8 protein-coding genes are annotated in these 11,759 nt (G+C 61.5%); 3 read left to right on the top strand and 5 right to left on the bottom strand.

Annotated elements, in window-relative coordinates; translation table 11 throughout:
• Positions 1-72: 72 nt before the first annotated feature.
• From NW855_RS11290 to NW855_RS11300, 3 genes are read right to left on the bottom strand one after another with little or no spacing between them, the layout of a single operon-like run.
• The gene (locus tag NW855_RS11290; RefSeq protein ID WP_011429230.1) at positions 73-279 is read right to left on the bottom strand and encodes a type II toxin-antitoxin system VapB family antitoxin; all 207 of its coding nucleotides are present in this window, start codon (positions 277-279) and stop codon (positions 73-75) included.
• Positions 280-309: 30 nt separating this feature from the next.
• A complete protein-coding gene (locus tag NW855_RS11295) occupies positions 310-4,872 on the bottom strand; it encodes a DUF559 domain-containing protein (RefSeq protein WP_414508759.1) in 4,563 nt (1,520 codons plus the stop codon).
• Positions 4,869-7,763: a helicase-related protein gene (locus tag NW855_RS11300; protein ID WP_099812524.1), complete on the bottom strand. Its 2,895-nt coding sequence runs from the start codon at positions 7,761-7,763 to the stop codon at positions 4,869-4,871. The genes NW855_RS11295 and NW855_RS11300 overlap by 4 nt, the downstream gene beginning before the upstream one ends.
• Before the next feature lie 280 nt (positions 7,764-8,043).
• On the opposite strand from NW855_RS11300, the gene NW855_RS11305 reads away from it, so the two are divergent.
• Positions 8,044-8,559 (top strand): cyclic nucleotide-binding domain-containing protein, encoded by a 516-nt coding sequence (locus NW855_RS11305; RefSeq protein WP_414508760.1) that lies wholly within the window; start codon positions 8,044-8,046, stop codon positions 8,557-8,559.
• 180 nt (positions 8,560-8,739) lie between these two features.
• Positions 8,740-9,759, top strand: a complete 1,020-nt coding sequence (gene gap / locus NW855_RS11310; protein WP_011429234.1) for a type I glyceraldehyde-3-phosphate dehydrogenase — start codon at positions 8,740-8,742, stop codon at positions 9,757-9,759.
• On the opposite strand, the gene NW855_RS11315 is transcribed toward gap, so the two are convergent.
• Positions 9,744-10,346 (bottom strand): 2'-5' RNA ligase family protein, encoded by a 603-nt coding sequence (locus NW855_RS11315; RefSeq protein WP_011429235.1) that lies wholly within the window; start codon positions 10,344-10,346, stop codon positions 9,744-9,746. The genes gap and NW855_RS11315 overlap by 16 nt on opposite strands.
• Positions 10,347-10,515: 169 nt before the next feature.
• On the opposite strand from NW855_RS11315, the gene NW855_RS11320 reads away from it, so the two are divergent.
• Entirely contained in the window at positions 10,516-10,938 is a 423-nt protein-coding gene (locus NW855_RS11320) for a (2Fe-2S) ferredoxin domain-containing protein (RefSeq protein ID WP_011429236.1), read from the top strand.
• On the opposite strand, the gene NW855_RS11325 is transcribed toward NW855_RS11320, so the two are convergent.
• On the bottom strand, positions 10,926-11,558 hold the full coding sequence (locus NW855_RS11325) for a lysophospholipid acyltransferase family protein (RefSeq protein WP_011429237.1): 633 nt from the start codon (positions 11,556-11,558) through the stop codon (positions 10,926-10,928). The two genes, NW855_RS11320 and NW855_RS11325, sit on opposite strands and share 13 nt — an antisense overlap.
• Positions 11,559-11,759: the final 201 nt, after the last annotated feature.

The raw sequence follows: 11,759 nt of genomic DNA on the forward strand, positions 1-11,759 counted from the left end.
TTGGCTAGGTTAAGCCTAGCAGGTGTTCTAGCGACTGCAAGAGGATCGCCCTGAGGCTTGGGCTGGGAGATCTTAGGGAGAGGAGAGGCGTTGCTCGTGCAGATCTCCCTCCCATTTCAACTTGCCGCGTAAGTTGCGGATCTCGGCTTGCTCGTAGAGCCGAATGAGGGTGCGCAGCGCTTCGTGAATTATCTCGCGCTTGGTCTTGAGGCCGGTTAGCTGGCGAGCCCGCTCGATCAACTCGATCAGCTCGTCATCCAAGACAACGTTAGTCCGCATGGGAAGCTCCCCTGTTTACGCATAATGAAATTAGTGTTGCGCCAGCTTCTCCCATGCCTCTAGCACCAGCCGCCGGGTGCGGTATTCGCCGTATTGACGTATCTCCTTCTCCTTCAGCACGCGAAAGGTTTCGCCGGGGAAGGTGCTAGCAGCAGCGCGGGTAGCGTAGCCAGCCGGGTCGAGCCGGTCTGCCACCTCTTCCCGCGGGTCGAGTATGTCTTCCAGTTCGCGTTCGGTGAGGTCTGCCGGGTCGAGGATGTAGCGCAGTTGCTTGCGGGTGAGGCCGTAGAGCCGGGCGTAGTACGCATCCAGTTCAGCGCGGAGGATGGCGCGGCGTTCCTCGTTCCAGGTGAACGGCGGGAAGGGGAAGCCCTCACCCAGTGCTGCGGGCGAGGGGGTCGGGGGGTGAGGTCTAATCACAGCCCGCAATCCTTCGTCTGCCTCTCGCCATACGTCGTCGGCGAAGGGTTTCATGTCCCAGGAGGTGTAGACCAGCTCCAGCACGCGCGGGACGATGAAGCGCAAATCCTCGGGGGTGTAGGCATCCGGCGGCAGGACGGGGAGTTGTTTGACGTAGAAGAAATTCATAGTTGTTCCACCAAGCTTTTGACGCACCACATAGTCAAATGGGATCGAACAGGCATTTGCCAGCAAACACATCTGAATGATCGATCCGGCCGCTTCAAAGAGGAGAACTGGAATTTTATTCCCTACCCCAACTCTGGGCAGCAGGCTGAAGATGGCAGTGCGCTCATCCGTAGAACGTGCCACATCCCGGAAGCCCAACAGCCAGCCGCGTCGCCACTCCTCCAGGCGGGCTTGCACTTCTTCGGCGGGCACCCAGTACCAGGGCTGGACAACAAAGTGCGGGTCGGCGTGCTGGCGCTCATCGGGGGTGGGCAGTTGGGTGCTGGAGCGGTCGCGCACGCCCTCGTACGTGCCGTAGCGGTGGTCATAGTGCCAGATCATCTTGGCTTCGTAGAGGGGGAGGTAGCCCTCACCCCCGGCCCCTCTCCCAAGGCTTTGGGAGAGGGGAGAAGGATGCTCGTAGGAATGGGCAGTGACATAGGCAGCAATCTCTTGGAGGACTTGTTCTGTGTGGTCGAATATCTGCTCATTGGTAAAGCGCAGAATGGCAAAGCCATGTTCGCGCAGGATTTCCTCCCGCAAACGGTCGCGTTCCTGCTGAGTGGGTTCGCGGTGCACGGCGCCATCTATCTCAATGATCAGACGGGCATCGTCACAGAAGAAATCGGCGATGAATTGTCCAATCGGATGTTGACGCCGGAATTTTCGGCCTAGCAGCCGACGGTCACGCAACAATTCCCAGAGCAGGCTTTCGGCGGTCGTCGCCTCGCGACGCAACTGCCGCGCCCTGGCAATCAGTTCCTGGCTGGCCTTGGGTAATTCGTACCCTCCTTCTCCCGCAGCGCGAGAAGAGAGGTCGGGGGCTGCGATCCTTCCCCCCTCTCCCGCAGCGTGGGAGAGGGGGCCAGGGGGTGAGGGCACAAACACATTCCCCACCAGCCGGTAACCTTGCTTTTCCAGCTCTGCACGGGTGCGGAAGAGGTGCGAGTCAGAAGACATATTGAACAACCCCTGCTTAAACTGCACGCCCCATGGGTTGACCCTCACCCCCAGCCCCTCTCCCTTAGGAAGAGGGGAGTCGTTCACCAGAACCGGCACGCGCTGGTAGATGGCGCGGGTGAGGTCGGCGTCTTGCCGGGTGCGGAAGACGGGCAGGGTGCGGGTGTTGGGGTTGATGCGGGCAATGTCCTGCGGCGTTAGGCTAAAGAGCCGACGCGGGTCGCGCAGGTGGTCGGCACGGGTGGCAAAAAAGGCAAAGCTGGCTGGCGGCATTTCCCCCTTTGGATCCCTTGCTAGGGTGAGCAGGCAGAACTTGTAGCTGCGATGCACTTCAGGGAACACCCCCTCGCGGTTCTCAAAATCAAACAAACTCACCAGTTGCCCTTTTTCCACCACATCGGCAAAGAAACGCTTGTTGGTGTCGTCGGTGGCAATGCCCGTGGGGACGATGATGCCCGCCCGTCCGTGGGGGCTAAGCAGGAGGCGCACCCTCTCGGCAAAGACGGAATAGGTGTTGATGCGCCTGCGGCCGGTCAGGGGGTACTGTCCGCTCGCGCGCAGGAAGCGGCTGGCGCTTTCGACGTTGTGCAGGGCACGCTGGTAGTCGTGCCAGAGGGCGGGGTTGGTCTTGGGTAGGTCGGCGATCAGCCGTTTACGGGCGGCGGCATTCGGAGCCCGAGCAATGGCGGTATTGCGGCTGGCAAAGAATTCTTCTTCCTGCAGTTTGATGCGCTCCCAGGGCGGGTTGGAGAGGATCACATCAAAGCCGCCACTTTCAAACACCTCCGGGAACTCCAGCGGCCAGTGGAAAAACCGATTCTCGACAGCGAGGGCCTGAGCAGTGGCAAGGGCCTGGGAGGGGGTTCTCTCCTGCAGTCGATCAGCCACGGCTTGGGTGGTAATGGCCCTAGAGAAGTCAGGGATCAAGGGCTGGAAAAAAGCGGCTGTCCACAGGTTGCAGGCTTCCACTAGCTTTTGGTGTTGCGGGTCTTGGCAGTAGCGGCTGTAGAGCTGCTGCTTGCGGCTAACCTCTGCCGGGGAGTTGTCTGGAATGGCTTCTAGCTTCTGTCGCTCCTGGCTAAGCTCAGCCACCACCTGGTCAGTGTCAAAAGCAAGGGAAAGCTGCCCTGTTTGCAAACTCTGGCACTCGGTGCGATTGCGCTGCTTTAGCGAGCGGGCAGCCTCCTTGGAGTCAGCGCTAACCGGGGTAAAGGCTTCATCGGGGATGCCCTTTTCCAAAATCGCCAAATCCAAGACACCCACCAGCGAATCGCCGCACTTGATGTGGTGATCCAGGAAGGTGAGGGGCTTGCCGGCGCAGTGGGCCTCCAGCCACAAGGCCACGCGGCAGAGTTCCACCGCCAGCGGGTTTTTGTCCACGCCGTAGATGCAGTGCGCCACCACATCGCGGATGGCCTCGCGGACACGCTCGGGGGCGGGTTCCTCTTCGCCGGTGCGGATCTTTGCCAGTTCCTTGCCCAACCTGCGGGCGGCAGCAAGCAGGAAGTGACCGGATCCGCAGGCGGGATCACACACACGGATGGACAAAATCGCTTGCTCTTTTTCCTCAGGTGGGCGAGCGGCTTTCAGCCGTTCTTCAATCACTGGCTCCAGCGCCGAGCGGATGAGTTCGGCCACTAGCTCCGGCGGGGTGTAGTAGGAGCCTGTGCTCTTGCGCTCTGAGCCGTAGCTCAACTCAAAGCGAGGCGCCCCTTGCCCAGTTACAATCTGAGGCTGGTAGTCGAGCAAGCTTTCGTAGACGGATCCCAGCTCCTCCACGTCCAGGGCAGCGTAGTTCACCCGGCAAGGGGGAGAGGTGGGGCTTTCTTGGTAGTAGGCCAAGTGCCAGAAGGCCTGCAGCAGATCCCGGTTGCTGAGGCTGCAGCTATCCAGCTCCAGGGGAGCAAAGAGGTCCCCATTGAGAGGAGCAGCCCCCAGCAGCTCCGCCAGCTCCTCTTGGGAAAGCACCCTCCAGAGCACCCGCAAGCTGCACCAGAGATCCTCATGTTCCGTAAAGGCGCTCCGCCGCTCCAAAAGCCGCCGCAGCCGACCCACGCCGTAGTGATCCCGGTAGAGGGGGCTGGCGCTAATTAGCCCCCGCTCCTCCGAGACCAAGAGAAACAAAAAGCGATAGACCAGCCGCAGCAGTTGTCGGTAGAACTCCTCCGGGGTGAGGCGGTTCAATCCAGAAGAGGCCAGCCGCTCCCGCAGTTGGGAGTTTTTGGGATGGGCAAGAAAGCCGTTGGCCAAGCCCTTGAGGCATTCTTCCACCCCATCCCGCAGCCGCTCGCGGACTCGCCCCCCCTGTTCCAGAGCTTGCTGGTAGTACTTCTCCAGCCAACACTCCCGCGCCTGCTCCGCCCTTTGGGGCAGGTGGCTGCGGTGCAACAGGCGAAACAGGATGGCAAAGTCGTTAAAGCGCTGCTCCTCCAGGATCTGCTGCAGGTCAAACTCCACATAGGCCTGCCGGCGCACAAAGGTGCTGTCTCGCAACAGGCGGAGGATCAGCCCGTTGGTGACGATGCCCCAGAGGTGCTCGCTGCGGTTGAGATACTCCTGCAGCAGCGAGTGAGGGGCTAGACGCGGCCTGCCAGTAGGAGCCAGCCGTCCCAGCTCCTGGCGCACCCCCACAATGTGCACCGGCGGAGCGTCCTCTGCTTCGCCAGCTCGGTGGGAGATGGCAAAGGTGGCGCCGTCAATCTCGTAGGCCCGCTGGTTGTAGCGCAGCTCGTAGCCCAGAAGGCTGAGAAAGGGAATGACCCAGGCATCGCGGGTAACCGACGTGGCCGGATCCCCTTCTGGCAGACGGGCCAGCCGACGGCGGAAAACTTCCCACTGGGTGCGGGCATCGGCAAAGACGCTGGCCATCTCCTCGGTCAGGCTGCGCTTGTCGTCTAGCCCAAAGTCTCTCGGCTTCTGGCCCGGCAGCTCGCCGGCCAAAAGCTGCTCCAGGATGTCCGGCCCCAAGAGGCCCCCTTCAAGGCGTAGTGCAGGAAATTGGCTCATCTGGACAGCAGAGGTTGTAGGACAAGAATTCCCAGCAGATCCGGGGGAAACTGCGGCTTAACCTCCAGCCCGCGCACGCGCTGGGAGATAGCCTGTCGGATGCGCCTGTGGGCATCAGCCAGCTCGCCAGCCCGCCGGCAAATGGCCTCCCGGATCCCTTGCTGAAGGGGGTGTCCTAGGCCCCAGTTTTCTGCAGTCGGCGGCCAGGGGCTGAGGCTGTCTAGCACATGCTGCACCAACTCCTGCTTTTCCGCGAGCGGCAGGTTGGCATCTGGCGTGGCTTTGGCCAAAAGCTGGAGCGCTGCCCCAGTTTCCAGCCAGCGGGCTGCGCCTCTTTCCAGGCCAACCCCTCCCAGCACCAGCACCTCCTCCGCCAGCAGAGGCTGAGCCAGCGGCTGCTCCACCAGGTAGCGCACGCGCAGCAACAAGAGGGTGGTGAGCTCGGCCACAGCCCGCGTCCGCACAACCCCGCAGCGGGAGACGACGGCCTCTTCAGGATTATCTAGAGCCTTCTCCAGCAAAAAGTGGGCCAGGGCAGCGATGAGGCGGTGGTTGCGGCCAACGTACTCCGCTCCTTCTGGCGTGGGGGAGACAAAGCTAATCCGCCAGTGTCCACCCTTGGGCTGGGGCAGGGCTGAACGAATGGCCTCCGGCAGGGTTGCCGTGCCCTCTCGGCTGAGGTTGACCTGGAAGACTCCAGACTGCCGGTCAGGGATCACGGCCAGGCCCAGGCGCTGGGCGGCAGCGAGAAAAAATTGCTGTACTGCCTGCGGATCCCCCAGCACGGCGTCTGTAGCCTCCAGTTCCCGCTGCACTTCTTCAGGCTTGAGGGATCGCTGGGCAAAACGGGTGCGGTTGCGCCGCTCCTGCTCGGCAGAGCGATCCCACCGGGCGTGAAACCGGCTCACCTCTGCCATCCCCAGATCCAGCTCCAACTGGCGCTCCCCTGAGCCGGATCCCTGGCGCAAAAAAAGCGCCTCCAGCACCGCCTGGGTAACGCTTTCACTCGCTTCGGGAACAGGCACGTGGGTACCAAGGGTGCGGCGAATTTCCCGCGCCTTGTCCAGCAGCACCTTTAGCACCACGCCGTCCACAGGGTTATCTCGCCCAAAAAAACGAATGACCTTGACCCGGGGGGCCCGTTGGCCGTAGCGATCCACCCGCCCCTCCCGCTGCTCCAGCCGGTTGGGGTTCCAGGGCAGGTCGTAGTGGATGACGGCTGTCAATTTTTCCTGCAGGTTGATCCCTTCCGAGAGGCAGTCGGTGGCCACCAGCACCCGTGGCTGGTCAACGGCCATTTCCGCAATCTTGGCCTCCCGCTCCTCGTCGCCCATGCGGCCGGTTACGCAGGCTACCTGAGTTGCGGATCCCAGGTGTTGTCGAAGGTGGTCGGCAAGATACTCCGCCGTGGCCACATAGCGGCACCAGAGAATGGGGTGAAAGCTCTCTTTGAGGAGCCGCTTCACTAGCTCGATGGCCCGCGCCAGCTTGGTGTCTTGGTCTACGCCACGCAGTTGACCAGCCAGGCGGGCGAGCTCGCGCAGCCGGCGGCGGTCGCTGTCGGGCAGAGTTTGATCTGCTGCTTCGAGGGCTGGCAGCGGTAATTCGTCGTCAGTACGCTCTTCTGCTGACTCGAACACCCAGCGGCTAAAGCTCTCCTCGGCCTCTTCAGCTTCTTCCTCCCGGGAGCCTGCACCGCGATTGGCCAGCGCTGCCAAGGCCGCTGCCGGACTGGACATGACACAGCGCAAAAGAGCCAGCGCCCCCCAGTAGCGTACTCGCCGCCGCCGCTGTTCCATCTGCTGGCCGGTGCGCACCAGCTCCGCGCAGAAGGCATAGGTGCGCTCAAACAGCTCGCGGTAGCGGGGCGAAAGGTCATAGGTCTCATCTTCAGCTTCTCGGCTTGGGAAGCAGGCGGTTTCTTGCCAGGTCTCCTTAATGTCCCGCCGCGTGCGCTGGACAAAGTGACGGGCCAGCTCGAGGCGCTGGCTCTCAGTGAGATCCTGAAAGTCCCACGCCTCAAACTCAGGCCGCAGCAGCCCCAGCAAGGAACGGAAGGCCTCTGGGATGCCGCTGTGGGGAGTAGCCGTCAGCAGAATCAGGTGGCGGTTGGGCGCTTGGGCAATGGCTCTCAAAAGGGCATGCCGCTCCTGCTGAGCTCTGCCGGAACTGGCCGCCGCCGCACCGTGCACTTCGTCGGCAATGACCAGCTCAGGACAAAACTGTAAAAATTGAGGGCGGTTGCGCTCTGTTTTGACAAAATCAATGCTGGCCACCTGCACCGGGAAGTATTCGTAGAGGCTCTGTCCCAGCGGGGTTTGCCGCTCCAGTTGCCCTACCGTCCCCGAGCGGATAACTACCGGCTCGAGGTGAAACTTCTCGGCCAGCTCCCTGGCCCACTGCTCGCACAAATAAGGCGGGCAAAGGACACAAAAGCGCCGGATCTCGCCGCGATCCAGAAGTTCTCTGGCTATCAGCAGCGCTTCGATGGTCTTGCCCACTCCCACGTCGTCGGCAATAAACAGCCGCACCGGATCAAGGCGCAGCGCCATGAGCAACGGCACAAACTGGTAGGTTCGGGGCCGGATGGAGATGCGCCCCAGCGAGCGAAAGGGAGTGGCGCCCTCGCGCAAGATAAGCCGCGCTGCCTGCCAGAGGAGATGGGCGGCTGCAGCATCGGCAACTCGGTCGGCGCAGGGCAGCGGGAAGAAGGCCGGCTCGATGCGCTCAAAGGGCAAGGTGCCGCCTACAAGGTTCATCAGTTGTCGGTGAATGTGAATCGCATCCTCTGGCGTACCAGTAAGGGGCCGCAGCACTACCCCTTCTTCGGAATCAGCGGGGAGCACCACCCACTCGCGGTGGCGGCAGCAAACAATTGAGCCAGGCTGCATCGATCGGGATCCCTAGAGAGCTTTCTCCATTTGAGATTTGTATACATCTTTGCCGCTTTCCGGGAATGACTGCCGAGCTTCTGCGGCTTTTTTGAGAACCCCCTACAGCCTGCCTGGACAGAACTTCTGCCGGCGCCATGGCCGGCAAAAATTCTACGTGTTGGAAAATGGCCCAGTTGGGTCTCGCCCAAGCCTTTTGCAGGGATCCCTCCTACCCAAAACGTGGGGTGACGGTAGGATGAAACAGAGCTGGCCCCAAGCACTTCCAGCCGCTTGCCCGATGAGCAGCAGCCGTTATCCGTTTGAGCGCGTTCGCGAGCACTTGCTCTTTCAGTCTTTGGAAGATGCTGAGTGGAAGGCATTGACGGCTGCCCTACTGCCCAGCCGCTTTTCCCCCGGCCAGGTGATCTTCCAACAAGGGGATCCCAGTAGCGACCTATACGTAGTTCTCAGCGGGATCGTGGAGCTGCGTCGCCAGTACATGCGCCATCCCGGCGATTATTGGCTGGCCACGCTGCATGCCGGGCGCGTGTTTGGGGAACTTTCCTTGCTGACGGGACGGCGACGTTCCTTTACCGCGGTGAGCCTGACCGAAGTGCAAACCCTGCGCCTCTCCCGCGAGGGGCTGCTCCTATTGCCCCTGGAAGTCCAGCTGAAGCTCTACCGCGCCTGGACCCAGATCATCGGCGAGCGCCTCTTTTGGCTCGACAGCATGTTCGCGGATCTGCTGGAACAGCGGGGAGCCGAAAACGTGGCCTCGGCTATGGCCTTGCTGCAGCAGCGCTACCCCGCTTGAGGAAAGCCAACCCCTGCAGGCAGGCCGGGATCCCTAAAGTTAAATATCAGTTGATACTACTCAAAAAAGAGGCCAGAAATCAAGCGGTGGGATCCCAAATTTTATCTTCAGAATAGCCAGGGGTTGCGGTATTATGTGCTAAGCAGCCCCAAAGCACTTCAAGCAGCGAGGTTAAGAGCAGTGGTCAGGGTAGCCATCAACGGATTTGGTCGTATCGGTCGCAACTTTTTGCGGTGTTGGCTGGGTCGCTCCCAGTCCAATCTCGATATTGTTGCCATCAACGACACATCAGACGCCCGCACGGCTGCCCATCTGCTCAAATACGATTCCATTCTCGGGCCGCTGCAAGGGGCGGAAGTGGAGGCCGTCGAGGGTGGCCTGCTGGTTAACGGCAAGCATATCCACGCCGTTTCCGATCGCAACCCCAGCAACCTGCCCTGGAAAGAGTGGAAGGTGGATCTTGTTATTGAAGCTACAGGGGTGTTCGTAGACTATCAAGGGGCCTCTAAGCACCTTGAGGCGGGAGCCAAAAAAGTAGTGATCACCGCTCCGGCCAAGGGGGGCGACATTCCCACGTTTGTATATGGCGTTAACCAACACACCTATGACCCGGTGCGGCACAACATTGTCAGCAACGCCAGTTGCACCACCAACTGCCTTGCCCCCATCCTCAAAGTGTTGCTGGACAAGTTCGGCGTCTTGCGGGCCACGATGACCACCACCCACAGCTACACCGGTGACCAGCGGATTTTGGATGGCGGCCACCGCGATCTGCGACGGGCGCGGGCGGCGGCGTTGAGCATGGTGCCCACCACCACCGGGGCGGCCAAGGCGGTGGCGCTGGTGATCCCCGAACTGAAGGGCAAGCTGAACGGGGTGGCGGTACGGGTGCCCACGCCCAACGTGTCGCTGGTGGACTTGGTGGTGCAAACGGAGCGGCGCGTGATTGCCGAGGAGGTGAACGCGGCTCTCAAGGACGCTTCAGAGACCACGATGAAAGGGATCATTGCCTACTCCGATATCCCCTTAGTCTCCATCGACTACCGCGGCCACGACTGCTCGGCGATTGTGGATGCCGAGATGACCAGCGTGCTGGACGGGGATCTGGTGAAGGTGATGGCCTGGTACGACAACGAGTGGGGCTACTCGCAGCGGGTGCTGGATCTAGCTGAATATATGGCTGCTCACTGGGTTGAGTAGGCTGTTGTTTCCTGCCTCAATCCCTCAGAGGCGGAGAGAGAGAATTCGGCAAAAACCTGCCAGCGCTTGCCGTCATGGAGGAGGAGGGTCAGGGCAGAGGCGAGAAAGGATCCCTGGAAGAGGCGAGCCTTGAACTGCGGCCAGGCGGCGCGGAACTGGGCCGGCTGGAGATCCCGGAAGGCCACAGTCATGTGGGGCACAAAGGGACGGGCTGGAGCCGTTGCTTCTTCTTGCTTGAGAAGGAGGCTCATGTGCCGCTGGGCCTTGGCCTGAAGCTGTTGCAGCTCGGGGGAGGGCTCGACGTGAATATAAATAACCCGTGGCGGGAAGGCGCCGAAGCCACAGAGCTCAACGGCAACTGGCGCCTGCTCCTTAGCAAATGCTTCTAGGGATCCTGTCAGGGCCGCCAGCTGGGCAGTGGGCCACTCGAAAGGAGGCACCAGGGTGATGTGAGGGGGCGAGCGCAGGGCTGCGCGGCTGGCGAATTGCTCGGCAAACTGTTGTTTAATGGCGGTCACTTGCTCCTGCAGGTCTGGTGGGGGAAGGAGGGCGAGAAATAGCCGCTGTTGGGGAGCATCGATCAGCATTGCCGGACAGGTGAGGGATCCTTTTATCCAGGCTAGGGCAGCACATCCCCAGGCCTCTACCCCATTTCCTAGGGGTCAGAAGGTTTGTCGGGATGCCCGACGTCTTCTTTAACTACTCATATAATTATCTAGTGATTATTCGGTGGCAGTAGGAGACACGGATCCTCACATGACCCAGCTTTCCGCTCCCCTTCCCACGCCGGCAAGCCCATCTGCAGAACCTCAGCCGGATCCGATTCCGTCTTACCATTGGCATCTGTTCCTCTGCGCCGACCAGACCAAGCCCAAGTGCTGTGAAAAGGCGGTGGGGCTGGAAGCCTGGGAATACCTGAGGCTGCGGATCCAGCAGTTGAACCTGGAGCTGGCGGGCGTGGGCCCTCTGCGCGTCAACCGCACCAAGGCCAATTGTCTGCGGGCCTGCAACTACGGTGTTCCTGGGCCGGTGTTGTTGGTGTACCCCGGCGGGTTCTGGTACCACTCGGCCACGCCGCCGGTGATAGAGCGGGTGCTGCAAGAGCACATCTTGGGGGGAAAGCCGGTGGCCGAGTATCTGGTTGCTCAAGATACTCTGATTGCCCCTCAGCGCCCCTGATCCAGGAGGGCATGGATGGCCTCCACGCAGGCCGCGGTTGCCTGCTGCAGCTCAGCTTTGTCGCTGGAAGCCGGCGGGGGGATCAGCCTGCCGATGCGCACCGTGATGGGGCAAAACAAGCGCGGCCAGCGGGATCCCTTGGGCAGCACCTTCTCGGTGCCCCAGAGGGCTACGGGGAGCAAGGGTGTCTGGGTGCGCGCTGCCACCAAGGCTGCCCCCAGGTGAGGCTGGGGGATGCGGCCATCGGGGGTGCGGGTGCCGTTGAGAAAGATCCCTACCGCCCAGCCCTGGGCCAGGGCTGCCTCTGTGGCCCGCAAGGCGCTGCGATCCGCACCTCCCCTTTTGACCGGGTAAGCCCCGTAGAGCCGGATCACCTGCTTCAGCACCGGCACCTGGAACAGCTCTTCTTTGGCCATGAAGGCTACCGGGCGGCGCACCGCATTGGCCACCAGCGGCGGATCCAAGTGGCTGGCGTGGTTGCTGACGATGATCAGGGATCCGTGGCGCGGCACGTTTTCCTGGCCATAGGTGCGGCCAAAATACAGTCCCCGAAATAAAGGGTTGACCACCAGCCACTTGAGCAGCCAGTAGGCCAACCAATCGCGGCGGCGATAGCCCATCTGGACGATTTCCCAACTTAAGGGTAGCTCCCTCTTGAGTGTAGGGGAAAGGGGGGGATCCCTAAAGACTTTGGAGACAGGTTTTCCGAAGACCTTCACCTAGGGTGGGATGCGGCGAGGGGAGACGCCGGGAAAACGTTGCGCCAAGTTTTAGCTAATCCGCCGTTCGCGCTAGCGGGACGTAGTCCTGGAAGCCCCGCT

The organism is Synechococcus sp. RC10B2 (assembly GCF_047502635.1).